Consider the following 26,735-nt stretch of genomic DNA (forward strand, 5'->3'; position numbering starts at 1 on the left):
AAGAAGGTGATATTATGGAATTTGAGGCGGTAATAGGGCTAGAAGTTCACGCTGAACTATTAACCAAGACAAAAGCATTTTGCGGATGCAGCACTAAATTTGGCGGAAAACCTAACACACATATATGTCCTACATGTTTGGGACTTCCTGGAGCTCTTCCACAATTAAATAGAAGAGTAGTAGAATACGGTATAAAAGCAGGCTTGGCTTTAAACTGTTCTATAACAAAGTTCACTAGAATGGATAGAAAAAATTACTTTTATCCAGATTCACCTAAAAATTATCAAATAACTCAACAAGATTATCCACTATGCAAAAATGGATATATAGATATAGAATTAGAAGGAAAAAATAAAAGAATAAACATAGAAAGAATTCATATAGAGGAGGATGCGGGTAAGCTAATACATACTGAAGAAGGATCATTAATAGATTTTAACAGGGCAGGAGTACCTCTTATAGAAATAGTGTCAAAAGCAGATATTAGAAATCCTAAAGAAGCTGTAGAATATTTGGTAAAGTTAAGAAGTATACTTCAGTCCATTGGAGTTTCAGATTGTAAAATGGAAGAAGGATCTTTAAGATGCGATGCTAATATATCTGTGAGAAAAAAAGGAGATAATAGCTTAGGAGTTAAATGTGAAATTAAGAATATGAATTCCTTTAAAGCTTTAGAAAAAGCACTAAATTATGAATTCAAAAGACAGGTAGAATGTATTAAAAATGATAAAATATTATATCAAGAAACTAGAAGATGGGACGAAGAAAATAGTTTAACAGTAGTTATGAGGAGTAAAGAAGAGACTAATGATTATAGATATCTCCCAGAAGGAGATCTTAGCACTGTTATAATTAAAGATGAATGGATAGAGAAAATTAAAAGAACTATTCCAGAGCTTCCTTATGAAAAAGAAAAGAGATTTATAAAAGAATACAATATTCCTAAGTATGATGCTTCAATAATTACATCAAATTTATATATAGCAGATTTTTTTGAAGAAACAACAAATTTATGTGGAGATCCTAAGGCAGCTTCTAATTGGATTATGGGAGATATTCTAAAATTTATAAATAAAAATAATATAGCATTAGATAAAACGAAAATTGCTCCCAAACATCTTTCAGAGCTTATAAGGCTTATAAATGAAGGGATTATTTCTAATAGCATAGGTAAAAAAGTTATTGAAGAAATATTTCAAACTGGAAAATATGCAAAAGAAATAGTAGAAGAAAAAGGATGGGTGCAAAATAATAATAGAGATGAAATTCTAGAAGTTATAAAAGAAGTTTTAAAAAATAATCTAAAAAATGTAGAGGAATATAAGAGTGGAAAAACAAAGCTTTTAGGATATTTTATAGGAGAAGTTATGAAGGCAACTAAGGGAAAGGCTAATCCTAATATAATAAACAAGATTATAATTGAAGAATTAGATAATATTAATTAAAACTATTCAATAATGTTTTGAATAAAACATATAATGTATAAAGCATATAATATGATAGTAAGGGTGGGGATATTATATGATAAATAAGCTGCTGAATATTGTATATTTTATACTAAAGAAGAAGGAAATAAAAAAAGCTAGAATTAGAATAAAGAAAATTCCTATAGATGATATATTGAAGTTAATTATAAAAAATTGCGAAGATAGATCAGTAAGATACAAAATCTTAGAAAAAAATCATGACACAATTTGTATTGACCTGTTTGGTAAAAAAGAAAAGGTTTTACTAAAATATCATAAGTCAGATATGGTATTTAGAGAAGATTACAATGAGTTTATAAATAAATTAAAAAGAGAACATGTGGATAAGGGGATTTACATAACTACGGGGCTATTCGAAGCGGAAATCCATAAAAATGAAAATAAATTACTTTGCTTAAAAAAGATTTTATTAGATGATTATTATTGCTTTTTCAAAAAACAGATAAGATTATTTGGAAAAGCTGATACTGTATTTGATAAGAAACAATTAAATTTTTATAGATATTTGCCTAAGTAAACAGGATTTTTATGTTTTAAAATAAAATCTTGTTTACTTTTTTCTTTTAAAGTCAATAATCAAGATATATTATGAATAAAATGGTGATTGAAGATGAAAAAGAAAAAATATATAGCATTACTTCTAATATTTATATTGATTGTTGGAAGTGGATGTATACAGAAAAAAGTCTCTTCCACAAATAATAGAAATTATATAGTCTATAACATGGAAGAGTTACCGGAAGATTTATTAATGTTAAATAATAGTAGTATAAGACAGGAAGAATTAATTTTATGTCTATTTGAAGGTTTAGTCTCTACGGATGCTAATGGGAACATCATACCGGCACTCTCTGATAAATGGTCAGTGTCAGAAAATAAATTAACATATAACTTCCATATAAGAGAAGGAGCAAAATGGAGTGATAATACCACTGTAACAGCCACAGACTATGTAACCTTCTTTTCAAAGGTATTATCAGAAGGAAGTAATGTCTATTCTAATCAATTACAATGCATATTTGGTGTAAAGGATTATGTGGATAAGAAAATAGACTTCGATGGAGTAGCTATAACTGCAAAGGATGATGAAAATTTAGAGATTAGACTTAACTATCCCTGTAGTTATTTTTTAGAGATAATTAGCCAACCTATGTTTACACTACGAAAAAATTTCTTGAATCTAAAACACTGGAAAAATGATTTTAAAAAAATAAAATATACAGGACCATTCATTCTTGATGACATATATAGCAATGGTGAACTTGCATTGAAAAAAAATAAAAATTACTGGGACAATGAAAGTGTAGCAACTGATAAAATACATATAACTAGTGAAGGTACTACTGCTTTTGCATTAGCTAAATATAATTTAAAGCAAATAGATGGATTTACTAGTTTGCCTCCAAGTGAGATGGGAACTTTTGAAAGCAGTGAAAAATTAGTCAAAGGGCCTACGGCTCAGGGGGTTAGTCTGAACTTCAATTTAAATAAAGATGGAATTCTTAGAGACGTTAACTTTAGAAAATTTATTAATCTGGCAATTAATAAAAGCAATATGGAATCAGAGCTAAATGGTATTTTGAAAGTAGACTCCCTATATATACCAAACAATATAAAAGGTATAGGCAAAAGAGATGGTTATGTAAATATAAATAAGGTTAATAATAATCTAGAAAAAACATTAGCTGATAACAAATATAAAGGGGAAAAGTTAAAATTAGTATATTTAAATTCTGATGATAGAAATAGGATAATAGCAAACTCTATTGCAAAGGATATGAAAAAGGTAAATATAAGTATAATTAACCAAGGCTATAATAAAGAGGAATTAAAAAAGGTTTTAGACAATAAGGATTATCATATACTGCTAACAAGTTATGTAGGAGAATATGATTCACCATTTTCTTTTTTAGAAAAATGGATTAGTACTTCCGATTATAATATATCAGGATATAAAAATTTTGACTTTGACAGTTATGTTTTAAGAGGCAGAGTTTTAAATAATTTAGAAGAAGCAGGAAATAACTTTAGAAAAGCAGAAGAAATACTCCTAAAAGATGTTCCATTTATACCATTAGGATTTTATAACACTGTACTATGTAAGAAAAGTTACATAAATGGAATTGAGATAAATAAGAGAGGAAATATAATCTTAAAGAAAATATATGCGGAAACATCTAAAGATGAAACTCCCTAAGTTTTAGGGAGTTTCATCTTTAAGAAAGTATAATATAAAGAAAAATAAATTTAAATTTTTTCTACTATCAAATGTAGGTTTTCCAACTTTAAAGGATTTTTTATCCTTATCATAGGTTACATTTTTGATAAATATTGGTGCCAGCTCGCTAGTTTCAGGACTTGGTATTGTAGGCATTTTAAAATATTGTTCGTCTAAAAGATTTTCAGGTATGGATCTAAAATTTTTATAATGCTCTACATCATCTAAATTAGGTGTATCAGGCCAGCTAAGAACTATTCCAGAATCAACTAGTTGATACTTAAATACATCTGTAATTAACTTTTCATCAATATTCTCTCCTAAATTGTTTTGATGCAGCATGGAAATAAGATATAGAACTATTTCATTTGATGAAAACTTAATTTCTTTACTTTCAGTAGTTTTTATAAATATAGAAAAATCTTCACTGTAGTGCTTAGCTAAAATTTCATTAATAGCATTGGCAATTTTCTTAAATTTAAACATGCCAGTATGCTTATATAATAGAGAAGAATTTAAATACATGGTACAAATATTTTCTACTTTATCATTGTCATGTAGCTTGTTATATTCTTCATATAGTAAATCGAAAATATCTAACAAGAGTAATTTTACATCATCAATTTTAGAGTAGGAATAAAAGATGTTGAGATTTAAGCACAACATACATTTATCTTCAAAGGATATGTCATACATTTCTTCTTTGAAGTCTAGGAACATTTTTAATATGTCTAGTGAAAAATTTTCATAAGAATCTTTGACTTCACCATCTAGATAAGTAGAGCATTTATAAAAAGCGTTCATTAATAAAGCCTGCTCTGAAAACTTAAATTCTGTACTTTTATCCTTCAATTTAACCTTTCCTATTATAGGGTCTGTAGAATCTTTTTTGTCAACAAATACACCTTCATGATTTCTTAAATAAGAAGCATAAAATTCTAATTGCTTTTTGGCAAGTTCAGTGTATACAATACTTAAGGAATACTTTTTAGAATCTATACCTTTAAATTTTTTGTAATAGTCAACTAACTCTAAAATACATAAAGTCATGTAGGCATTACTAGATATGTTTATATCTTTTTTTAATTTATCTTCATCCCAATGAAACTTATTATTGCTGATTTTAAGCTTAGGATTAGCCTTTTTATATACACATAAAAGTGGAGAATTCAAATTTAATGTGTTAATATCAGTACTAGATATATGTTTCAAGTTTAATTCTTTAGGATCTAAAGTAATGCCACATTTTGAATACAGAACAATATTCTTTATAGATTCTTTTGATAAATGCACTAATTGACTTTGAATTTGACCTATACTTAGTTTATTCATTCGTAAAAATGGGCCTATATATCTTAACATAATTACACCACCATAAATTAATCCTTATATAAATAATATGAAAACAAATAATAAATGATGATAATTTTTTATAACTTAAGGGGTGATTTTCATGAAAATTGGAAAGTTACAATGGAAGGATTTAAATAAAATTATAAATGAAAATAGAGGAATTACTAGATCAGATGTAAGGATAAGCGGAGGAATCGGAGAGGATTGTAGTGTTGTTAATTTTGGAGAATATGAGTGTGTTTTGTCTACAGATCCAATAACAGCAGCAGAAAATAATGTTGGAAAATTGGCAGTTCATATAAATGCTAATGATATAGCTTCCTGTGGAGTGGAACCTATAGGAATTCTTGTAACAATTTTAGCTCCAGTTAATGTAAAGCTAGAAGAAATTCAAAGTGTAATGAGTGAAATAGATGTAGAAACTAGAAAATTGAACATGCAGATACTAGGGGGACATACAGAAGTAACAGATGCAGTTAATAGAATAATTGTTTCTTGTACAGTTATAGGAAGAACAGAAGCTGGAATGGCTATTTCTACATCAGGAGCTAAAGAAGGAGATGAAATAGTTGTTACAAAGCATTTATGCTTAGAGGGTACATCAATTTTAGTAAACGACTATTATAATGAAGTGATAAAAACATTAAGTTATGAAGAAGTAGAAGAGGCTAAAAAATATATAGATAATTTAAGTGTTGTAAAAGAAGGAAAAATAGCAGGTAAATTTGGAGTAAACTCAATGCATGATATAACAGAGGGAGGTATTCTTGGGGCTTTATGGGAAGTTGCAGAGGGAAGCAATGTTGGATTCAAGCTTTATAATGATAGACTTCCTATAACAGATATTACAAAAAAGGTGTGTAGATTATTTAATATCGATCCTTTAAAATTTATATCTTCAGGAAGCATGGTTATAACTTGCAAAAATGGAGAGAACTTAGTTGAAAAGTTAAAGGAAAATGGTGTTCAGGCTGCAGTGGTTGGAGAGATTATAAAAAGTGATAAAATATTAGTTATAGAAGGCAAAGAAGAGCTTGTACCTCCACCAGAAGAAGATGAACTACTAAAGGTTTCATCAAGTGAAAATAAAGAGAATGAGGTTAAATAAATAAAGTATAGCTTATAAACCAAAATATTAAAAGAGAGTTCGACACTAGTAGTATGTGAAGTTTTAAAAAGAGAGGTAATATATATGAAAAAGCTTATTGTTGCAAGTAATAACCAACATAAAATAGATGAGATTAAACAAATATTAAATAAATTTCCATTAGACATTATTTCATTAAAAGAAGCAGGAATTGATGTTGATATTGAAGAAAATGGAACTACATTTATGGAAAATGCACATATAAAAGCTATGGAAATTTATAAAATGTTGGATAAAAAATATATGGTTATTGCAGATGACTCAGGTCTTATGGTAGATGCTTTAAATGGGGAACCAGGAGTTTACTCTGCACGTTATAGCGGAGAACATGGAAATGATAAAAAAAATAATGAAAAATTGCTTTCAAACTTAAGTGGAATAGGATTTGAAAAAAGAACTGCTAAATTTGTCTGTGCTATAGAATTAATTATTGATGAGGAGAGAATAATTAATGTACAAGGTGAGGCAAAAGGTTATATAATTGAAGAAGAAAGAGGTAGGGATGGATTTGGTTATGATCCGTTATTTTATGTTCCTAAATTTAATAAAACCTTTGCAGAGATAAGCTCAGAAGAAAAAAATTCTATAAGCCACAGGGGAGAAGCATTAGAAAAACTACAACAGGAGATTAAAACCTACTTTTAGGAGGTGGAATAATTGCTCATAGGAGTGGTAAGTGATACTCATAGAGACGAAACTGCTTTAAAAAAAGTTGTTGAGGAGATTAAAAACTTAGATGTAGTAATACATCTTGGAGATAATGTGGCAGATGCTGAAGAAATTAAAGATTTGATTAATAATAAGATAGTATATGTTAAGGGAAATTGCGATATAATGGCTAATGAACCCACAGAGTTAATAGAGGAATTCCATGGAGTAAGAATACTGATTACTCATGGACATAAGTATAATGTAAAAAACACTTTAGCTGAGTTAAAGTATAGAGCACAACAACTAGAAGCAGACATAGCTTTGTTTGGACATACCCATATTTCAGAAATAAATTTTGAGGATGGTATATGGCTTATAAATCCAGGCAGTGCAGCTTTACCTAGAGATGGACATAGGAGTATTGCCATAATATGTATAGAAGATGGAGAGATAAGTCCTAGTATAAAATTAATATAAAAAAATGCGAAAAAGGTATTGACGTATAAAAAAATATAGTGTAGAATAATCAATGTCGCTAAGGAACAAACAAGTTCTGAAATAAAAGCGGACATGATTTTCGGGGTATAGCGCAGATGGTAGCGCGCGTGGTTTGGGACCATGAGGCCGCGGGTTCGAGCCCTGCTACCCCGACCACTTATGCGGGTATGGTTCAATGGTAGAACGTCAGCCTTCCAAGCTGAACACAAGGGTTCGATTCCCTTTACCCGCTCCATACGCGTCTTTAGCTCAGCTGGATAGAGCAACGCCCTTCTAAGGCGTGGGCCAGGAGTTCGAATCTCTTAAGACGCACCATAAAAATATGCGCCATTAGCTCAGTTGGTAGAGCAACTGACTCTTAATCAGTGGGCCCTGGGTTCGAGTCCCCGATGGCGCACCATATGGTGGGCATAGTTCAGTTGGTAGAGCGCCAGATTGTGGTTCTGGTTGTCAAGGGTTCGAGTCCCTTTGTCCACCCCATTTATTGGGATGTCGCCAAGCGGTAAGGCATAGCACTTTGACTGCTACATGCGTAGGTTCAAATCCTGCCATCCCAGCCATTTGTGATTCACTAGCTCAGTCGGTAGAGCACTTGACTTTTAATCAAGTTGTCCGGGGTTCGATTCCCCGGTGGATCACCATTTAAGCAGAGAACCCAAATCCATGATTTGGTGTGAATCGCTTACTCATCTGACTAAAAGGAAGAGGAGTTTCATAAGTTAATAATATGCAGGTGTGGCGGAATTGGCAGACGCACTAGACTTAGGATCTAGCGCCTTTGGCGTGGGGGTTCGACTCCCTTCACCTGCACCAATTTTTTTTAAGCGGGAGTGGCTCAGTGGTAGAGCGTCACCTTGCCAAGGTGAACGTCGCGAGTTCGAATCTCGTCTTCCGCTCCAAACATGCGGGTATGGTTCAATGGTAGAACGTCAGCCTTCCAAGCTGAACACAAGGGTTCGATTCCCTTTACCCGCTCCATATGCGTCTTTAGCTCAGCTGGATAGAGCAACGCCCTTCTAAGGCGTGGGCCAGGAGTTCGAATCTCTTAAGACGCACCACATAAATATGCGCCATTAGCTCAGATGGTAGAGCAACTGACTCTTAATCAGTGGGCCCCGGGTTCGAGTCCCTGATGGCGCACCATATTTTAATTATATAAATAATCATTATCGGGGTATAGCGCAGATGGTAGCGCGCGTGGTTTGGGACCATGAGGCCGCGGGTTCGAGCCCTGCTACCCCGACCAAAACTAACGAGCGGGAGTGGCTCAGTGGTAGAGCGTCACCTTGCCAAGGTGAACGTCGCGAGTTCGAATCTCGTCTTCCGCTCCAATGCGTCTTTAGCTCAGCTGGATAGAGCAACGCCCTTCTAAGGCGTGGGCCAGGAGTTCGAATCTCTTAAGACGCACCATATATGGTGGGCATAGTTCAGTTGGTAGAGCGCCAGATTGTGGTTCTGGTTGTCAAGGGTTCGAGTCCCTTTGTCCACCCCATTTACATATTGGGATGTCGCCAAGCGGTAAGGCATAGCACTTTGACTGCTACATGCGTAGGTTCAAATCCTGCCATCCCAGCCATTTGCGATTCACTAGCTCAGTCGGTAGAGCACTTGACTTTTAATCAAGTTGTCCGGGGTTCGATTCCCCGGTGGATCACCAATTTAATATTATTTACATACGCGGGTATGGTTCAATGGTAGAACGTCAGCCTTCCAAGCTGAACACAGGGGTTCGATTCCCCTTACCCGCTCCATTTTTCATTTTTTGTATTATTTCTGCGCTCATAGCTCAGTTGGATAGAGTTACGGACTTCGAATCCGGAGGTCGCAGGTTCGACTCCTGTTGGGCGCACCAAGTTCTAAGCTATATTTTTGTTGGTAATAGACTAATGAAGATGTAGCTTTTTCATATGTAGAATAGTATTTGAAAAATGCAGTACCCAAGCGGGTGCTGCATTTTTGCGTTAAGGTTTTTTGAAATTTTATTTAGAATAATTAGTTAATAAGTTTTCATAGCAATACACTAAGTACCTGCTGAAATATCCCTTGATCTTAATCGTGAAAAAACAACTCCATTTGCCAATTTTGTAAATGAATACTTGACTAGATCTTTGGTGACTCATATAATTATTCGAAAGGGGGTGCGGGAATGAGATTGGTTTTAATTAAGAGCAATATAAAAAACAACGAGAATTCCATCTCTGTTTTTGATAGATAAATTTCTAGCAGTGGGTAACTGTATATTGTTGATGATATATAGTGTTAGAAATTATTTATCCAATAGGGAAAGGATGTTATCAAATGAATAACAATGTAGTTACGAGATTATCTTCATCAGGAAGAATAAGCAAAGCGGTGGGGAATTATACCCATATAACAAAAATAAAGCCCAATTCAACCTTTTATACGTTTTCAGGACAAATTGGAGCAGATCTAGATGGAAATATTCCTGAAGCGTTTAGTCAACAAGTAAAGAATATATTTATAAATATATCAAATCTACTTAAGAGTGTAGATTTGGAGCCGGACAATGTTATAAAAGTAAATATATGGTCCAAAGAAGAAATTGATTGGGATTATTTCGATAAGATATATTGTGATTTTTTCGGCGAAATCCCTCCTTCTATGACAATTGCTTATGTAAATGCTTTGGGTCTGGAAGCAATAAAAATTGAAATAGAAATATGGGCTGCGGGATAATGAAGAAGTGCATCTCTAAAAATTTATAAAAAAATATTAATTCAAACCACACCCCATCAACGAAAACGAAGAGAAAAGATATTGGAGTGTAGTTTAATTAATCTTTGCATCTATTTTGTACTAATGACATAAAAACCTAGTGATATCAATGATCACTAGGTTATTTTATTTACATATTTCTCTGTATTTAGCTAATAGTTTAGCATACAAATCTCTATCATTATTCATTGTAGTACTCATATTTACAGGATTAATATCAGTTGGTTTATTAGTTAATTTGCATTGTTTATAAATAAGTAATGCTCTGAAGTCCAAATTATAAGCACTTAGATAGGATTGTAATTCGTATGGATTCATTGTTCCAGTAGGATCATCAGGTATTTTCAATGCGAATATCTCATCATTTATACTAGATACCTTTTCTATTGCTGCATTAACTGATGATAATTTACTAGGATCAGTGGTATTTACTAATTCATCTATTCTGTGTAATATGCTATCAGTATCATCCATAAACTTATTGAACTTAACTTTATCAAAGGTTTTGGATTCATTAGTAGTTTTAGTTGATTCTTTAGTAGTAACTTTGGTAGTGTTAGTTTCATTGATATTAGTTGATTTTTCTGATTGTCCACTACATGATGTAAATAATAAACTTATACTCAGTATACTTAATACAATTATTTTAGATTTTTTAATCATTACTTCTCACTCCTTACTCCTTAAAAATAATCTTTATTATATAATTCTATATTTTTATTTATTTACCTTCACATGGTATATATAAAATTCTAATAATTCATCCTGTAAACATTGTACTCAAAACAATTTGATATTAAAACTAAAAAATAAAAAATCAAAGAAATAGTAAAAAATACACCTATGATCCTCTAAATAGAATTAAAGAAGTAATAGATGAAAGAGGAAACACTACCTCTTTGGATTATGATGCAAATGGAAACCTTATAAAGGTATTAGAACCAATGGGAGGTGCTACTCAATATGTCTATAACTCCTTAAACAGACTAGAAAAGAGCATAGATGCTCTAGGTTTTGATACCACATATGAATATGACAAGCTTGGAAGAGTTATTGCAAATATAGATCCAAGAGGAAATAAAACAGCCTATGAGTACAATAAACATAGCAAAATTACAAAAGTAACTGATGCTATGAATGGTGTAACACAATTTAACTATGATTTAAATGACAATCTTCTAACAAAAACAGATGCAGCAGGCTCTAAACACAAGTTTACCTACGACAGTGTACACAGACTAACTTCTGTAGCAGACCCAGAGGAATACATTAGAAATTTTGTATATGACAGCCTTGGAAATCTAACAAGGGAGTATGATAATGCAGGAAACATAAAAGACTACAGCTATGACAAAATGCACAGGCTCCTTTCAGAAAAAAATACAGCAGGACACATAACTTCCTACAAATACAATGACTACGGAAATCTTGCAGAGGTAGAGCAGCCAAATGGAAATGTATACGCATATAAATATGACATACTAGACAGGATAACTGAATTAAAAGACCCAGAGGGAAAGGTAACTGCTTTAGACTACGATGTTTTAGGAAATCTTACAAAGGCAGTAAAACCAGGAAACAGAGAATATAAATTCACATATGACACAGCAAATAACTTAAAAACAGAAACTAATCCTTTAGGTGAAACTACTAGTTATGAATACAATAAAAATAATCTTTTATCATCGATAACAAATCCATTAAAAAACACCACAAGCTTTACCTATAATCCTGTAAATCAGCTAGAAAAGGTAATTAATCCTTTAGGACATACAACAACCTATAATTACGATGGTAACAGGAATTTAGTATCTGAAAAAGATGGAAATGGATATGAAACGGTCTACACCTATGACCCACTAAACAGATTGTCAAAGGTAACAGACCCACTAGGAAGTGTAACTAACTACAAGTATGATGCAGTAGGTAACATGACATCTATGGCAAATGGAAATGGAAATGCTACGAAATACACCTATGACAAAAGAGGTTTACTTACATCAATACAAAATCCACTAGGAGAGACTGAAAAGCTTCAATACAGTAAATCAGGAAATCTTCTAAGCTACACAAAACCAGATGGAAGCAAGATAAACTACAGCTACGATGTTTTAAATAGAGTTACTGGAAAAGCATATATAGGCAGCGACGGCAAAGAGGGAGAAAATAAAGTAAACTACGAATACAACCTAATGGGAAGCAGAACCTATATGAGTGGTGCAGAAGGAGAAACAGGTTACGCCTATGACATGATGGAAAGACTTATAGGAGTAAACTTCCAAACAGGAGAAGAGGTAAGCTATGAGTATGACGAGCTAGGAAGAAAATCAAAAATAATATACCCAGATGGAAAATTTGTAGTCTACGGCTATGATCAGCTAGATAGAATTTCATATGTAGAAGATTACGAGGGAAAAAGAACCTTCTACAAATATGATGAGGCAGGAAGAAGGATAGAGACAATACTTCCAAATGGAACAAAGACTACCTATGCCTATGATGAAGCAGACAGACTTATAAAGCTAGAAAATACATTTTTAAATGGAACTGTAATATCCAGCTTTAAATATGAATACGACAAGGCAGGAAATATAATAAAAGAAATACAAGTTCAAGAGGACAGTACCTACATCCGAAACTATAAATACAACAGCGCTGAGGAAATCATAGAATTTACAGAGGAAAAAGACGGAATAACAAAGAAATACAGCTACGGCTACGATGCAGCAGGAAACAGAACAAAGATGCAAATAACTGGAGGAGATGACTCAAAGAATATAACCTACAGCTACAATGAAGCAGATGAGCTTATAACTGAAAAAAGCGATGAAAACCTAATAAAATATGAGTACGACACAAATGGAAGCATGACAAAGAGAATTCTTCCAGGAAATCAAATAGAATACTATGACTATGATGAGGAAGGCAGACTAATACAAATAACCTACCACCAAGGGAAAATAGAAACCTTCGGCTACGACAGCGATGGCAACAGAACCTACAAGACTGTAGGAGAATACTTTATATCTCAAAGTCCGCTAAATTCTGAAGATGCTAAAGATAATAAACAAATTAAAGAAAAAGATAATAAAAAGGATAACAAAAAGGAAAATAAACCAGAGCCAAAAGAAGAGGCAAAAGGACTAGAAAAGCAAAATAACCCTAAACCTCCAAAGCCAGAAGAAGCTGGAAACAACGGAAACGGTAATGGTAACGGAAATAGCAATGGAGGAAATGACAACAGCGGCGGAAATAATGGAAATGGTAATGGAAACAGTAGTGACAACAATGGAAATAGTGGAAATGGTAACAAGGATAATGGAAACGATAATAGCAATGGAAACAATGGTAAAGGAAATGAAAATAGTAATGGGGAAGAAAAAAATAATAATGGTGGAGGTAATGGTAAGGGCAATAACGGAGATAAAGGCAATAATCAGGACAAGGGTAACGGTAAAGATAAAGAGCATGATAACGGAAAAGACAAAGTAAAGGACAATGACAACGGAAAACATAAAGGCTGGGATAAAGACAAAGTAAAAGATGGAAACAAAGGAAAACACTTAGGCTGGTATAAGAAAGCAGATCATCCAAAGAACCATGGGGATGGAGAAGACCCAATATTGAACAAGCCAGATGCCTATGAGATAATCAATTATGTTAATGACATAAATAATGAATACACCCAGACTCTCATGACCTCTGACAAAAATGGAGTTTACCGAGGAGTATACACCTATGGACAAGAGAGAATATCAGTAAGAGATCTAGTAGAAGTAGAAGGAGTACCAAATAACCCACTATACTACTTATACGATGGACGTGGAAGTGTAACTCAGCTTACAAACTCTGTAGGTAACGTAAGGGACAAGTATAGATACACTCCATTCGGAGTACCAATGTCAGGAGGAAAGTTAAGTCCTAATACAAAACTGCTTAATAATCCATATGGCTACAATGGAGAATACCATGATTTAGAATCAGGTTTCCAATATCTAAGAGCAAGATATTATAATCCAGAGACAGCAAGATTTATAACAAGAGATAGCTATTTAGGAGATATCAATGAACCATTGAGCCTAAATAGATACGCATATACAGAAAATAATCCTGTAATGAACATAGATCCAAGCGGACACAAACCAATTAATGCATATGATGATGATGGAAGTGGTATTCCTAAAATAACACCAAAGAAAGTAGCTACAAATAATCAGCCAACATTGCGAAAAGGGTCAACAGATAGTAAAGGTGTAACTAAACTACAACAAATGATGGTTACACTAGGTTATGATCTAAAGATAGATGGTAAATTTGGAGATAAAACTAAGGCAGCTGTAATAGATTTTCAGAAGAAAAACAAATTATCTCAGGATGGAATAGTAGGCACTAATACATGGACAGCCCTAAATACAGTATATGGTAATGCAACCAACACAGGAATAAACCCAGGTGCCATGGGAATGACAATCACTAGTAACAATTATGTTTCAAAGAAGGAAAAGCAGAAAACTAGTTATAATAATAAGAATTGTTACGGCGGGGAGAAGATTGGAAGTAGCAATTCATTTATAAAAGAAGCAGGGTCAATTACAGCTTCCTTTATACCAATATTAGGGGACGCAAAGGATGTACAAGAAACAGTAACAGGAAAAGACCTCATAACAGGCGAAAAGTTGACTAAAGGACAAAGGGTAGTAACGGGAGTTATGATGCTTTTACCTATTGCAAATGGAAAAGCTGCAAGGGAAACAATAGAAACAGTAGCGGATAGTCCTATTGGTAAAGGTATTGCAAAGGGTGCAGATGAAGTAGCTGAAAGAGCAAAAAAAGTATTAGATGACGTGATTTGTTTTACCGGAGAAACTTTAATAGCTAGTAAGTATGGGTATAAATTTATTAAAGATATAGAAGTAGGAGATGAAGTATATTCAGAAAATCCGGAAACCGGTGAAAAAGGACTAAAGAAAGTAAAAAATATATATGTAAATGAAACAAAAGAGCTTATTCATATAAGTATTGGTGAAACCAAGATAAAAGCAACCCCTTCACATCCATTCTGGATAATAGGAAAAGGATGGATTGCAGCTGAGAAAGTAAATGTTGGAGATAAAGTAAAGCTATCTTCTGGAGAAGAAGTTGAAGTTACCAAAGTAGAAAAAGAGATACTAAAGGAAGCAGTAAAGGTATATAATTTTGAAGTAGAAGACTGGCACACATATTATGTCTCAGATAAGGATGTACTTGTTCACAATACATGTAAAGCTGATCCAAAGGATGCAATTAAGGGGTCAGTTGAAGCTATAGGACAAGTTCACCATATTCTTACAAATAAGACAATGAAGGCGTTAGATGACCACCCTACGCTTAAGGGGAAATTCAATAGAGAGGACCCAATGTTCAAGTATAAGGCAGCAGATGTTGATGCCCACAAAGGGTATCAGCAATGGCATAGGGATGTTGATAATACAGTTGTCGATTGGTTGCAAAATAATCCGAAAGCAACAGAGCAACAGTTCAAGAATTTCTTAAACAAACTGTACCAGAACCCAGATATAAGCAAAAGGATACCTAATGTTAATATTAAGTAGGATGTGATAATATGAATTTCTATGTAATAGTAAGAGATAGATTTAATGATAGCGAATATACTTTTGGTGAATCAGTAGATAAAAAGACTGGTGATTTTGAAAAATGCCAAGTATGCGGCTCTCCAGTTAGTATGAGAAAATGGCTACCTCCATTAAAAGTAAAACTTTCAAAACCATCATATGGTGATTTTGTATTCGGTACTTTTATAACATGCTTAGTTTCTGAGAAGTTTAAACAGCAGTATGAAATTTCAGGGTTAAAAGGAATTAAGACTTTTGAAGCTGTTGAAATTATAAAGGTTAATGGAAAAAAGACAACTTCAATGCAACCTCCACAATACTACAATGTGCAGTTTGAAAAGAGTAAGGCAAAAATAGATGAATTAAAATCTAAATTTGTTCGAGATGGTGAGGTGGAGTGTGATGCATGTAGGATAGGTGGGGTAGTTTGTTCCTTTGATGGCATATTCTTGGAGGAAGGTACTTGGGAAGGACAGGATATCTTTTTCCCAACTGGATTACCCGGTACAATATTGGTTTCACAAAGATTTTATGATTTTGTAAGAGATAATAGCTTTACAAATATAGATTTCGTTCCTGCTGAGCAATACAAAGCAACATGGGCATAAACAAATCTAACTACAAAAAATAGCTTTAATTGACTGCATAATTAGTAAAGAAAGAATTACAAGTTCATAGACACTGCTAACAAAAGATTTTGCATTGTTAAAGAAAGTAGAAACTGACCACAGAACTATAATAATGCAGTAAGTTTAACAAATTATAAAGAAAAATAAAGATATAATCCAATAGATGCTGAAATAGTGTCTATTGGATTTTCTGTGTAGTGGTAGAATGAATTACAAACTATATTAGGCGTAAAGAATGTGGATAAATGACTTGCTACAATAGGAAGTGCTACAGAGAGTGTTGCTTTAGATAAATAGGAGGTTAGTAGATAAAATTGGAAATAAAAACTTTTAATATAATAAGTGAGGATTGGAGAGAGGAAATAGATGATTTCTTCATATCCTGCTAAGTAGATATTGGATTTAAGGATGAAATTGGATCAGAAATATATCATTAGATGTTGTAAGTCCGAAAAATTACAATTGGATATGACATTGAGGAACAGCGGTTTGCTACAAAAGAAGAAAAAGCTGCATATTTAGCATTTGCATTACTTCCTGGATCATCTAAGTTGTTAAAAGAAGCTGGCGAAGAAGCAATTGAGATGGCTGGTAAAAAATTTACTAAGGGGGCGGGTAAAGGTGAACTACACCATATTGCTTCAGATAAACCTTTAGTAAGTGGATTTACCGCTCAGTATGAAAAAATATTTAAAAATGCAGGAATGAATCTACAGGATGATGCAAATCTAATATTCCTTGAAGGTCATAGTGGAGCTCATACAAAGGTATATAAGCAATATGTACTTGACTATATTACAAATGCAACTAAAGGGTTGGAAGGTGACGCTGCAAAGGAAGCGTTGACAAAAGCTCTAACAGATTTAAAAGACCAATTGATAAAAAATCCTAAAATGCCTTACAAAGGAGGACTATAAAATGCGATGGTTTCAGCCCATTGAGTGTGATAAAACTGTAAAAAAGCCACTTGTTTGTGATGATAGTAATTTTGAAGAGTATGATTTTGAAGAAGATGATTTTAAAACTGGCAAAGAAATTTTAAATTGGCATAGTGATATTTTCTTCAGAGCAAGTCAGAAGAAATATGATGGAATACCAGATGATGCATTACAGAATGCATACATGATACCAGTGTATTCGAAGAAGTTAATAGATGAGTTATTTAACGCTGGAATAGAAGGTATACAATACTTGCCTATTAAAGTTCTGAATTATAAAGAAGAGGTACAAAATACATTTTGTATTGCAAACTTCCTTAACTATGTAGAAGCATTTGACTTCACCAAATCAAATTATAATAGATTTAGTGAGGATTTTCCAAATCCGAATGTAAGAGGAGCAATAGCAGGAGTCACGAAATTTGTGCTTATAAAGGAAAAACTCAAAGGCTTTGATATAATTAGATTAAAGGAGTATAATCAGAGGTTTTTTGTTTCGAAAAAATTTGTAGATGTGTTTGAAAAGAATAATTTTACAGGATATTCTTTTAAAGAAGTAGAGCTAGTCTAAATCGAAAAACACACTGCAATATTCTCTTTCAGCTGACTGCAAAATTAAACTTGGAAAACTCAAAACGAACAAAGCATTTATGCACAAAGAGTTTGAGTAGTTGTTAAATTATATAACTGACTACAGAATTGTAATAATGCAGTAAGCAGTAACAAAAGTAAAAATCAAATATATATTATAGTAATAATGAAGGCTAACGCTGATGAAAAGGCGTTAGCCTTTTTTCTGTACCTAAAACAATAGAAAGCTATATTGGAGATACTGCTGCCTTCGTAGCATTCCTTGAAGGAAAGGGAATTGATGTCAGGAGGAAAGTTAAGCCCTAATACAAAGCTGCTTAATAATCCATATGGCTACAATGGAGAATACCATGATTTAGAATCAGGCTTCCAATACCTAAGAGCAAGATATTATAATCCAGAGACAGCAAGATTTATAACAAGAGATAGCTATTTAGGAGATATCAATGAACCATTGAGCCTAAATAGATACGCATATACAGAAAATAATCCTGTAATGAATATAGACCCAAGCGGACACAAACCAATTAATGCATATGATGATGGAAGTGGTATTCCTAAAGTAACACCAAAGAAAGTAGCTGCAAATAATCAGCCAACATTGCGAAAAGGGTCAACAGATAGTAAAGGTGTAACTAAACTACAACAAATGATGGTTACACTAGGTTATGATCTAAAGATAGATGGTAAATTCGGAGATAAAACTAAGGCAGCTGTAATAGATTTTCAGAAGATGAAAAATTAATATATGAAGAATATTTAAATGGTTGGATAAAATCAACAAAAACATATGACGACATTCAGGCTAAGAGTTTACCAGATAAAATAAGCTATAAGGATTCTGATTACACATATACTTACTTATTATCAGAAGATACTATGAGATTTAATGGGGGAAAATTACCTGATTTTGAAATTAAACTAGATGATGAAACAACGATGAGCACAAAAACGTACACTTATCAAATTATTGAACCGCAAAAATCACAAGGAACAATATATTTAGGACCTTTAGGGAGTAAGGGGGCAGCTGATGCTACTAAAATCGCCAACAAGCCGGGGAAAGTTTACCCAAAAATAATTGACCCAAGAACAGGAAAAAATATATCGTTCCCAGAAGGTAATCTGCAAAAAGTTCCGAAAGACCAAAGAATTGAGTGGAATAACAAAGCAAGAGGCGATTACATTAAAGAATGGTATGATAGAGGTTATAAAACACCTGATGGAGGATGGGAGAAATATGATCTCCACCATATTAAACCTAGAGAATATGATGGAGATAATTCGTTTGGTAACTTAGTTCCAGTTGAAAGAACATTACATAAAAATGAGTTTAACCCATTCTGGCTGGGTTACTAATTTAAAATAAGGAGGTACTATTAAATGAAAGCAGTTGACTCACTAAAAAAAAGGCTAACAATAGAAAATACTTTAAATGTACAAAATGAAGATGGATATTTAGCTGAAGCAGGTTTTGAGTGGAGAAAACCTGCTACTGATGAAGAAATTCAACAGTTTGAAGTTGAAAATGGTACTAAGTTACCTGAACAATTTAAAGAATTTCTTAAAATATCTAACGGAGCTACACTATTTAAAGATATAAAGTATGGACAATGGGGCTGTAATATACTAGGGTTAAATGAATTAATCATGGTGACAAGAGAAGCGAAAAATAGAGGATATGACCTTAGTGACAAATGGCTTGTTTTTGCAACTTGGCTTGGTGATGGAGATATGGTTGTTTTTGACTTAGAGAAATATAATGCAGGTGAAAAAAATTATATTATTGACGGAGAACAAGGATATCAGACAGATGATTGGGAGTTTATAAAAGGTGATTTTTGCAAATGGATTGATAGATTAATTGTATCACAAGGAGCCAAGTATTGGCGATGGTATTAAACGGTATTTGGCTACAATAACCTAGCTAAACTAACTGCAAAACATGGGAAAACTGTAGCAGAAATACATTAATCATTTAGAAATGTACACACATAACAACTTGAGTAAATCTAAGCTTACCACATAATTGTAATAAAGCAGTGAGAAAAAGGTTAAATGAACTAGCTGAAAAATAAGTAGGCTAGTTCATTGCTTTTTATAATGAGGCTCGACGGTACTTAATTTCATTTATCCATTCTATTTTTACTAGCATATCATTGGTGCATCTTATGCAATATTTCTAATCAATTTTATATATAGACCTAAATAAATCTATACTCTTAAATCTTCTATCTGCTAATAATATAACTTCATATGATTTCTAGTTTTTAGCTGCGCACTCCGAGGCTATCCCTTTTAAAATTTCTAAGCCATGTTTTAATGCAGGTAGTATGTATTCAAGGTTTTCTCTAACAGCTTTTGGGCTTCCAGGCAGATTGATGATTAGAGTGCTGTTACGAATTCCAGAAACGCCCCTACTTAACATTGCTTTTGGAGTAATACCTAAGCTATAGTATCTCATGGCTTCAGATATTCCAGGAGTTTCTCTATGAATTACATCTAAAGTAGCTTCAGGAGTCCAATCTCTTGGAGAAAATCCTGTCCCACCGGTCGTTAAAATCAAATCTAATTTTAAATCATCACACATTTTTATGAGCTCATTAGAAAGCATTTTTCTATCATCAGGGAGAATTTTATAGTAAATAACTTCATATTCATTGCTTGCCATAATTTCATCTATGACTTTGCTACTTACGTCTTCACGCTGTCCAATATACCCTTTATCGCTAGCAGTTAATATACCCACCTTAAACAATAATAACACCACCTAAAGAAAATTATAGTTTACTTATATTAAGAGTAATACACCAATAATATAAAATCAATACCAACTGTGAAGTATATTTGCATATTTGTATATTTATATATACGAATATATAAATTGTAAATGTTTCCTTTTTAGTGTATAATATAAAATTGAAAAGTGATTTTGTTCTATGAATATGTCACTGGACAAAGATTTTTAAACTTCATATGAACTGGAGAGTCCATATGAAAGCAAGAACTTTATTTATATTTCCGAGCTATTTATTCTAAGGTGTGCACTATGGATTTTTAGCCCATGGGTATAATGAGAAATCATTATGCCTCCCGTATTTGGAAAGGAAATGGTTTTAAGTTTTAATATAAACACTCCTTTCTAGGAGTGTTTTGTGTTTTTTGGTGCTATAATATTATTTTATTATTGCAGCATTATATTTACTTATAACCTTTTCTTTTTTTCTAAAATTTATAAATCATTAATTTAAATTAAGGAGGAAGAGAAAATGAAAAAAAAATTAATCAGTATGGTTCTGACTTCAATGGTTGCAGGAGCTATTTTTTTATCTGGGTGTTCAGGAAAAACAGAATTAAGTAATAGCACTACAAATAAGGAAACAGCAAAGGACTCTATTATTTTATCCACAACAACAAGTACACAGGACAGCGGGTTATTAGATTACATACTCCCTGATTTTGAGAAAAAAGAGGGGGTAAAGGTTAAAGTTGTAGCTGTTGGTACAGGTAAGGCTCTGCAAATGGGGAAGGATGGAGAAGCAGATGTATTGTTAGTCCACGCAAAAGCGGATGAAGAAAAGTTTGTTGCAGAAGGTTATGGTACAGTTCGACATGACGTTATGTACAATGACTTTATTCTTTTAGGACCTAAAAGTGATCCAGCAGGAATTATTAAAAATGCAGGAAAAGATATGGGGAAAGCATTAAAATTAATTTCAGACAGTGGACAAGTCTTTGTTTCTAGAGGAGATGACTCTGGAACTGATAAGAAGGAAAAATCAATATGGAAAGAAAAGAAAATTGATCCAAGCAAAGAAAAATGGTATGTACAAACAGGACAGGGAATGGGTGAAACATTAAAAGTAGCAGATGAGAAGCAAGGATATACCATTGCGGATAGATCAACTTATATAAAAATGAAAAATAAACTTGGATTACAGATAATTTGTGAAGGAGATTCAAGTTTACTTAATCAATATGGGGTAATTCCTGTAAACCCTAAAGCAAATGATAAAATAAATGCAGCAGGGGCAGAAAAATTTGTGAACTGGATTATATCTGATAAGACGCAAGATTTAATTAAATCTTATAAAATTGAAGGTCATGATGATCAAGTCTTTTATCCTAATGCAAAATCTAAATAGATTATCCGATGACGGTGTTAAAAACAAGATTTACATGTCACTGATAACGATTTCTAAGCTTTAATAACATAAGACTTATATTAAGCTATGAAATTTGTTTATAGTCATTTATATGTAATAAACTGGAGGGATACTATGACATACATTTTAGAAGGGGTAAAAGAAGCATTTAAGCTCCTATTTTACTTAGATAAGGAGATATATTCTATTATTCTTTTGTCTATATGTGTTTCAGGTACTGCTACTATAATTGGAATGTTAGTAGGAATACCTATTGGATTATATAGCTCTCTAAAAAAATTCAAATTTAAAAGGGTATATGGAAAATTTCTAAATACATGCATGAGTATTCCTCCTGTTATTCTTGGATTATTAGTCTCTATAATGTTTTCAAGGAGGGGTCCCCTAGGGGAATTAGAAATACTTTATACTCCTACTGCAATGATAATTGCGCAAGCACTATTAGTAACCCCAATTATTACAGGAATAATTTTTAACAATACAAAAAAGAGTGGGAAAAGAATAAAAAATTTATGTTTGACATTGGGAGGTGGCAAATTCCAGACAATGTTTCTGCTAATAAGAGAAACAAAAATTAATATATTTATAGCAGTAGTAACGGGCTTTGGAAGAGCCATATCGGAGGTTGGTGCTGTAATGCTAGTAGGAGGGAATATTAAAGGACATACAAGAGTGATGACTACTTATATTTCAATGAACAATGGTATGGGCGATTATTCAGCTTCAATTGCTATGGGAGTAGTACTTTTAGCTATTTCTTTTACCATCAATTCTTTTTTATACAAATATGTTCAAGGTGATGAAGATGGATATTAAGGTGAAAAATATTAAAAAATCTTATGGAAGTAGAACTGTATTATGTGTTGACAGTTTAAACTTTGAAAAAGGCAAAATTCATGGAATATTAGGACCAAATGGCTCAGGGAAGAGTACTTTCATGAAAATTTTAGCTGGACTCGAAGAAAAAGATTCAGGGAAAGTCACGTATGATGGTTTAGAATTAAATTCTGAAATAATGAAATCTATGACTTATTCGGAACAAAGTTCCTACCTTTTAAGAAGAACAGTTTTTGAAAATATTGCTTATCCATTGATAATTAGAAGAATCAATAAAGAGATGATATATGATAGAGTAAATGAAATTATGGATAAGTTTGAAATTTATAAATTGAAAGACCAAATAGCTACTAAACTATCTGGAGGCGAGTCACAGAAAGTGGCTCTTGCAAGAGCAATGGTTTTTGAACCTAAGTTATTGATATTAGATGAACCAACTGCAAATATTGATCCTAATTCAACAAATGTAATAGAGAAAAACTTAATTGAATTAAATGATAATATTAGAACAACTATTTTAATAGTAACCCATAATATTGCTCAATGCAGTAGAGTTTCCCACAATACAGTGTTTATGGAAAATGGAGAAATAATAGAGTGGGGTAAAACAGATAAGGTATTAACTTCTTCACAAAATATAAAAACGAGAAAGTTTATGGAGCTTGAATATGATTACTTAAAGGGAGGTGTCCAATATGGAAATGTTCAAAGTTCATAGCGTTAAAGCAGCTAGAGAAAAACTCATAGAAAACTTTAAGGACTTTAAATGCGAAGTAGAGGAGATTGAGATACTTGAGGCAGAGGGGAGAATTCTAAGTGAAGATATACACTCAAAGCTAAATGTACCTCATTTTAGAAGATCTACTGTTGATGGGTATGCTGTTATAAGTAAAGATACCTATGGAGCTAGCGAAAGTTTACCTATGTTTTTAGAAGTTTTAGGGGAAGTTGAAATGGGAAAAGCCGCTGATATGAAGGTAACCACTGATAAAGCTGTCTATGTGCCAACGGGAGGTATGATACCTGAAGGTGCAGATGCTGTGGTTATGGTTGAGTATGTGGAAAAATTAGATGATACTAATATTACCATTTCAAGACCAGCTGTGTTAAAAGAGAATATTATTGATGTAGGCGATGATATAAAAGAAAATCAAAAAATTTTGTCAAAGGGAATTAGACTGAGACCACAGGATATAGGGGTACTGTCTTCTATAGGCGTATATAAAGTAAAGGTATTTAAAATGCCTTCTATATCTATAATTTCAACAGGAGATGAGGTTATTGACCCAAAAGAGGAGCTACAACTTGGAAAGATAAAGGACATTAACACCTATACATTATCGGCTATGGCTAGGGAAATTGGACTTAATATAGTGGAAAGACGTGTTGTAAAAGATAACAAAGAGCTTCTCAAAAATACCTTAAAGGAATGTATAGAAAAAAGTGATATGGTTATGTTATCTGGAGGCAGTTCAGTTGGTACTAAAGATATTACAAAAATAGTAATTAATGAGATGGGAGAGCCGGGGGTATTCGTTCATGGGGTAGCTATGAAACCTGGGAAACCAACTATACTAGCTAAGGTATATAATAAACCGTTGTTTGGTTTACCAGGACAACCTGCTTCAGCCATGATAGCCTTTAAGGTTTTTGTTGAGTACTTTATAAAGAATATATTTAATTTAGATGAATATGAAGATAGATTTGTAGAGGCCTCTATGACTACCAATATACATTCAGCTCCAGGTAAAGAAACTTATCAGATGGTTTATTTAGAAAAGGAAGATGGCGAATATAAAGCTCGTCCTGTGTATGGAAAGTCAGGGATGATAACCTTAATGTCTAAGGCTAAGGGCTATATAAAAATTGATGAAGACAAAGAAGGAATCAAAGAGGGAGAAAAGATTAGAGTAAACTTATTTTAATAAGGACGGTGATTTATTTTGAATAATTTTCAAAGAAATGTATACTTATCTAATCTAGAATTAGAAGAGGCAAAAGAACTTTTTTTTACTGAAGTAGAAGAAGAAATTGAAGCCTTAGGTACAGAAATACTAAGGGTAGAGGATTCTTTAAATAGAATTGCTGCAAAGCCTGTATTTGCAAAAATATCGTCACCGTATTTTAATGCTTCGGCAATGGATGGAATAGCAATTAGATATAAGTCCACCTTTGAAGCAAATGAAGTTAATCCTATAAGATTAAAAAAAGGCAGTGACTTCATATACGTAGATACAGGAGATGTTATAAAAGATCCTTTTGATTCTGTCATTATGATAGAAGATGTGGTAAAGATAGATGATGAGACTGTTGAGATAATAAAAGCAGCTTCCCCATGGCAGCATGTAAGGCCAGTTGGAGAAGATATTGTAGCGTCAGAAATGATAATTCCTGCTTTTCACAAAATAACTCCTGTAGATATAGGAGCATTATTGAGCGGGGGGATTTTAGAGATAGCGGTAATTAAAAAGCCTAGAGTAGGTATCATTCCAACAGGTACTGAAATAATAAATCCAGAAGAAGAAATTTCAGAAGGAAAGATAATCGACTCTAATTCAAGGATGTTTGAAGCTTTAGTGGTACAGTATGGAGGACAGGCTAATAGATACAAGCCCATTATAGATGATTATAAGCTCATAAAGGAAGCGATGATAAAAGCGGTTGAGGAAAATGATTTAGTTGTAATAAATGCTGGTTCATCAGCAGGAAGCGAAGACTATTCCTCAAAAATAATAGAGGAACTAGGTAAGGTAGTAGCACATGGTATAGCCATAAAACCTGGTAAGCCAGCTATACTTGGTAAAATCAATAATAAACCTGTAATTGGCCTTCCAGGGTATCCTGTATCTGCATATTTCGTTTTTGATGCTTTTGTGACACCATTGATCTTTAAATACTTAAGACATGAGGAAGAAAAAAGACAAAAGGTGAAAGCAATCTTATCTAGTAGATTAATGTCTTCCTTGAAACACTTGGAATTTGTAAGAATAAAGCTTGGAAAGATAGGGAAAAAATTAATTGCTACTCCATTAAATAGAGGTGCAGGAGTTACAATGTCTTTAGTAAGAGCTGACGGAGTACTTAAAATTCCTAAAACTGTTGAAGGTATTGAAGCAGGAGAAAAGATTGAGGTGGAGCTTCTAAAGGACTATAAGAGTATTGAAAATACAATAGTTTCTATAGGTAGTCATGACATAATAATGGATATTATAGCTAATGAAATGAATTTGAAATCAAAAGGAATGAACCTATCTTCTGCCCATGTGGGCAGTTTAGGTGGGATTATGGCAATCAGAAGAGGAGAATGTCACATAGCACCTATTCACCTCCTTGATGATAAAACTGGAGTATATAATATAGCATATGCTAGGAAGTACTTAGGTAATAAAAAAATGGCTCTAATAAAAGGAGTGAAAAGGGTACAAGGACTCATGGTTAGAGAGGGCAATCCTAAGAACATAAACTCTATTAAAGACTTAATAAGAGAAGATGTAATCTTTGCAAACAGACAAAAGGGAGCAGGGACAAGAGTACTTTTAGACTATAAGCTAAATGAATTGTCTATAAACTCAGAAGAAATAAAAGGGTATGATAGAGAAATGACCACTCATATGACTGTAGCCACCGCGGTATTATCAGGAACAGCGGATGTAGGCATGGGGATAGAATCTGTTGCAAAAACCATGCATCTTGATTTTATACCAATTGGTGAGGAAGACTATGACTTTTTAGTAGAAGAAACCTTTTTAGAAGAGGAAAAAATAAAGGAGTTTATAAAGGTACTTAAATCGGAAGACTTAGCAAAGCAGCTTGAAGAAATAGGAGGGTATTGTTTAGAAGCTCCAGGAGAAATAGTTCATATCAACTAATAA

Annotated in this window: 22 protein-coding genes, 20 tRNA genes and 1 riboswitch; of the genes, 39 read left to right on the forward strand and 3 right to left on the reverse strand. The window is 32.9% G+C overall.

Annotation, left to right across the window (positions count from 1 at the left end):
* The first annotated feature begins 14 nt into the window (after positions 1–14).
* The 3 genes from gatB to ACWW38_RS13165 all read left to right on the forward strand — a co-directional run bounded on the left by gatB (position 15) and on the right by ACWW38_RS13165 (position 3,684).
* Positions 15–1,445, forward strand: coding sequence for an Asp-tRNA(Asn)/Glu-tRNA(Gln) amidotransferase subunit GatB (gatB, locus tag ACWW38_RS13155; RefSeq protein WP_456258000.1), 1,431 nt, complete (start codon positions 15–17; stop codon positions 1,443–1,445).
* Between the two features lie 76 nt (positions 1,446–1,521).
* Positions 1,522–2,004 (forward strand): hypothetical protein, encoded by a 483-nt coding sequence (locus ACWW38_RS13160; RefSeq protein WP_456258001.1) that lies wholly within the window; start codon positions 1,522–1,524, stop codon positions 2,002–2,004.
* 93 nt (positions 2,005–2,097) lie between these two features.
* Positions 2,098–3,684 carry a peptide ABC transporter substrate-binding protein gene (locus ACWW38_RS13165; RefSeq protein ID WP_456258002.1) on the forward strand — a complete coding sequence of 529 codons (1,587 nt, stop codon included), beginning with the start codon at positions 2,098–2,100 and terminating at the stop codon, positions 3,682–3,684.
* A gap of 3 nt (positions 3,685–3,687) precedes the next feature.
* Here the strand turns inward: ACWW38_RS13165 and ACWW38_RS13170 are convergent, their stop codons facing one another.
* Positions 3,688–5,067 (reverse strand): hypothetical protein, encoded by a 1,380-nt coding sequence (locus ACWW38_RS13170; RefSeq protein WP_456258003.1) that lies wholly within the window; start codon positions 5,065–5,067, stop codon positions 3,688–3,690.
* A 91-nt stretch (positions 5,068–5,158) separates the two neighbouring features.
* On the opposite strand from ACWW38_RS13170, the gene ACWW38_RS13175 reads away from it, so the two are divergent.
* From ACWW38_RS13175 to ACWW38_RS13290, 24 genes are all read left to right on the forward strand, one after another.
* Complete coding sequence (locus ACWW38_RS13175; protein ID WP_456258004.1) at positions 5,159–6,166, forward strand: AIR synthase family protein; 1,008 nt, start codon at positions 5,159–5,161, stop codon at positions 6,164–6,166.
* 84 nt (positions 6,167–6,250) lie between these two features.
* Positions 6,251–6,850, forward strand: coding sequence for an XTP/dITP diphosphatase (locus tag ACWW38_RS13180; RefSeq protein WP_456258005.1), 600 nt, complete (start codon positions 6,251–6,253; stop codon positions 6,848–6,850).
* 12 nt (positions 6,851–6,862) lie between these two features.
* Positions 6,863–7,333, forward strand: a complete 471-nt coding sequence (locus ACWW38_RS13185) for a metallophosphoesterase (protein WP_456258006.1) — start codon at positions 6,863–6,865, stop codon at positions 7,331–7,333.
* A 101-nt stretch (positions 7,334–7,434) separates the two neighbouring features.
* Positions 7,435–7,510 (forward strand) — tRNA-Pro (locus ACWW38_RS13190).
* Positions 7,511–7,515: 5 nt separating this feature from the next.
* A tRNA-Gly gene (locus ACWW38_RS13195) sits at positions 7,516–7,589 on the forward strand.
* A gap of 3 nt (positions 7,590–7,592) precedes the next feature.
* Positions 7,593–7,669: transfer RNA gene (locus ACWW38_RS13200), tRNA-Arg, on the forward strand.
* A 9-nt stretch (positions 7,670–7,678) separates the two neighbouring features.
* A tRNA-Lys gene (locus tag ACWW38_RS13205) sits at positions 7,679–7,754 on the forward strand.
* Between the two features lie 4 nt (positions 7,755–7,758).
* A tRNA-His gene (locus tag ACWW38_RS13210) sits at positions 7,759–7,834 on the forward strand.
* Positions 7,835–7,839: 5 nt separating this feature from the next.
* Positions 7,840–7,914 (forward strand) — tRNA-Gln (locus ACWW38_RS13215).
* Positions 7,915–7,919: 5 nt separating this feature from the next.
* Positions 7,920–7,995 (forward strand) — tRNA-Lys (locus ACWW38_RS13220).
* Positions 7,996–8,083: 88 nt separating this feature from the next.
* Positions 8,084–8,167 (forward strand) — tRNA-Leu (locus tag ACWW38_RS13225).
* A gap of 11 nt (positions 8,168–8,178) precedes the next feature.
* Positions 8,179–8,253: transfer RNA gene (locus tag ACWW38_RS13230), tRNA-Gly, on the forward strand.
* Between the two features lie 5 nt (positions 8,254–8,258).
* Positions 8,259–8,332: transfer RNA gene (locus tag ACWW38_RS13235), tRNA-Gly, on the forward strand.
* Between the two features lie 3 nt (positions 8,333–8,335).
* A tRNA-Arg gene (locus ACWW38_RS13240) sits at positions 8,336–8,412 on the forward strand.
* Positions 8,413–8,421: 9 nt separating this feature from the next.
* Positions 8,422–8,497 (forward strand) — tRNA-Lys (locus tag ACWW38_RS13245).
* Positions 8,498–8,524: 27 nt separating this feature from the next.
* Positions 8,525–8,600: transfer RNA gene (locus tag ACWW38_RS13250), tRNA-Pro, on the forward strand.
* A gap of 10 nt (positions 8,601–8,610) precedes the next feature.
* Positions 8,611–8,685 (forward strand) — tRNA-Gly (locus ACWW38_RS13255).
* A gap of 2 nt (positions 8,686–8,687) precedes the next feature.
* Positions 8,688–8,764: transfer RNA gene (locus ACWW38_RS13260), tRNA-Arg, on the forward strand.
* Positions 8,765–8,770: 6 nt separating this feature from the next.
* Positions 8,771–8,846: transfer RNA gene (locus ACWW38_RS13265), tRNA-His, on the forward strand.
* 9 nt (positions 8,847–8,855) lie between these two features.
* Positions 8,856–8,930 (forward strand) — tRNA-Gln (locus tag ACWW38_RS13270).
* A gap of 5 nt (positions 8,931–8,935) precedes the next feature.
* A tRNA-Lys gene (locus ACWW38_RS13275) sits at positions 8,936–9,011 on the forward strand.
* Positions 9,012–9,031: 20 nt separating this feature from the next.
* Positions 9,032–9,105 (forward strand) — tRNA-Gly (locus ACWW38_RS13280).
* Positions 9,106–9,129: 24 nt separating this feature from the next.
* Positions 9,130–9,206: transfer RNA gene (locus tag ACWW38_RS13285), tRNA-Arg, on the forward strand.
* A gap of 446 nt (positions 9,207–9,652) precedes the next feature.
* Complete coding sequence (locus ACWW38_RS13290) at positions 9,653–10,051, forward strand: RidA family protein (protein WP_456258007.1); 399 nt, start codon at positions 9,653–9,655, stop codon at positions 10,049–10,051.
* Between the two features lie 165 nt (positions 10,052–10,216).
* On the opposite strand, the gene ACWW38_RS13295 is transcribed toward ACWW38_RS13290, so the two are convergent.
* A complete protein-coding gene (locus ACWW38_RS13295) occupies positions 10,217–10,753 on the reverse strand; it encodes a hypothetical protein (protein WP_456258008.1) in 537 nt (178 codons plus the stop codon).
* A 236-nt stretch (positions 10,754–10,989) separates the two neighbouring features.
* Between ACWW38_RS13295 and ACWW38_RS13300 the strand changes: the two genes are divergently transcribed.
* From ACWW38_RS13300 to ACWW38_RS13330, 7 genes are all read left to right on the forward strand, one after another.
* Complete coding sequence (locus ACWW38_RS13300; RefSeq protein WP_456258009.1) at positions 10,990–15,681, forward strand: polymorphic toxin-type HINT domain-containing protein; 4,692 nt, start codon at positions 10,990–10,992, stop codon at positions 15,679–15,681.
* A gap of 11 nt (positions 15,682–15,692) precedes the next feature.
* Positions 15,693–16,310 (forward strand): imm11 family protein, encoded by a 618-nt coding sequence (locus ACWW38_RS13305; RefSeq protein ID WP_456258010.1) that lies wholly within the window; start codon positions 15,693–15,695, stop codon positions 16,308–16,310.
* A 572-nt stretch (positions 16,311–16,882) separates the two neighbouring features.
* A complete protein-coding gene (locus ACWW38_RS13310) occupies positions 16,883–17,248 on the forward strand; it encodes an AHH domain-containing protein (RefSeq protein WP_456258011.1) in 366 nt (121 codons plus the stop codon).
* A 1-nt stretch (position 17,249) separates the two neighbouring features.
* Positions 17,250–17,840 (forward strand): imm11 family protein, encoded by a 591-nt coding sequence (locus tag ACWW38_RS13315; RefSeq protein ID WP_456258012.1) that lies wholly within the window; start codon positions 17,250–17,252, stop codon positions 17,838–17,840.
* Positions 17,841–18,140: 300 nt separating this feature from the next.
* On the forward strand, positions 18,141–18,605 hold the full coding sequence (locus ACWW38_RS13320) for an RHS repeat-associated core domain-containing protein (RefSeq protein WP_456258013.1): 465 nt from the start codon (positions 18,141–18,143) through the stop codon (positions 18,603–18,605).
* 134 nt (positions 18,606–18,739) lie between these two features.
* Entirely contained in the window at positions 18,740–19,219 is a 480-nt protein-coding gene (locus ACWW38_RS13325; RefSeq protein ID WP_456258014.1) for an HNH endonuclease signature motif containing protein, read from the forward strand.
* A gap of 24 nt (positions 19,220–19,243) precedes the next feature.
* Positions 19,244–19,762 (forward strand): SMI1/KNR4 family protein, encoded by a 519-nt coding sequence (locus ACWW38_RS13330; protein ID WP_456258015.1) that lies wholly within the window; start codon positions 19,244–19,246, stop codon positions 19,760–19,762.
* A gap of 361 nt (positions 19,763–20,123) precedes the next feature.
* Here the strand turns inward: ACWW38_RS13330 and ACWW38_RS13335 are convergent, their stop codons facing one another.
* Entirely contained in the window at positions 20,124–20,618 is a 495-nt protein-coding gene (locus ACWW38_RS13335; protein ID WP_456258016.1) for a MogA/MoaB family molybdenum cofactor biosynthesis protein, read from the reverse strand.
* Between the two features lie 249 nt (positions 20,619–20,867).
* A riboswitch (molybdenum cofactor riboswitch) is annotated at positions 20,868–20,986 on the forward strand.
* A gap of 143 nt (positions 20,987–21,129) precedes the next feature.
* Between ACWW38_RS13335 and ACWW38_RS13340 the strand changes: the two genes are divergently transcribed.
* The 5 genes from ACWW38_RS13340 to ACWW38_RS13360 all read left to right on the forward strand — a co-directional run bounded on the left by ACWW38_RS13340 (position 21,130) and on the right by ACWW38_RS13360 (position 26,732).
* Positions 21,130–22,005 carry a substrate-binding domain-containing protein gene (locus ACWW38_RS13340; protein ID WP_456258017.1) on the forward strand — a complete coding sequence of 292 codons (876 nt, stop codon included), beginning with the start codon at positions 21,130–21,132 and terminating at the stop codon, positions 22,003–22,005.
* 135 nt (positions 22,006–22,140) lie between these two features.
* A complete protein-coding gene (locus ACWW38_RS13345) occupies positions 22,141–22,842 on the forward strand; it encodes an ABC transporter permease (RefSeq protein ID WP_456258018.1) in 702 nt (233 codons plus the stop codon).
* Positions 22,832–23,581 carry an ATP-binding cassette domain-containing protein gene (locus tag ACWW38_RS13350; RefSeq protein WP_456258019.1) on the forward strand — a complete coding sequence of 250 codons (750 nt, stop codon included), beginning with the start codon at positions 22,832–22,834 and terminating at the stop codon, positions 23,579–23,581. Before ACWW38_RS13345 ends, ACWW38_RS13350 begins: the two co-directional genes overlap by 11 nt.
* Positions 23,559–24,788, forward strand: a complete 1,230-nt coding sequence (locus ACWW38_RS13355; protein WP_456258020.1) for a molybdopterin molybdotransferase MoeA — start codon at positions 23,559–23,561, stop codon at positions 24,786–24,788. Before ACWW38_RS13350 ends, ACWW38_RS13355 begins: the two co-directional genes overlap by 23 nt.
* An 18-nt stretch (positions 24,789–24,806) precedes the next feature.
* Positions 24,807–26,732 carry a molybdopterin biosynthesis protein gene (locus ACWW38_RS13360; RefSeq protein WP_456258021.1) on the forward strand — a complete coding sequence of 642 codons (1,926 nt, stop codon included), beginning with the start codon at positions 24,807–24,809 and terminating at the stop codon, positions 26,730–26,732.
* Positions 26,733–26,735: the final 3 nt, after the last annotated feature.

It is taken from the genome of Clostridium sp. JNZ J1-5, assembly GCF_053901425.1.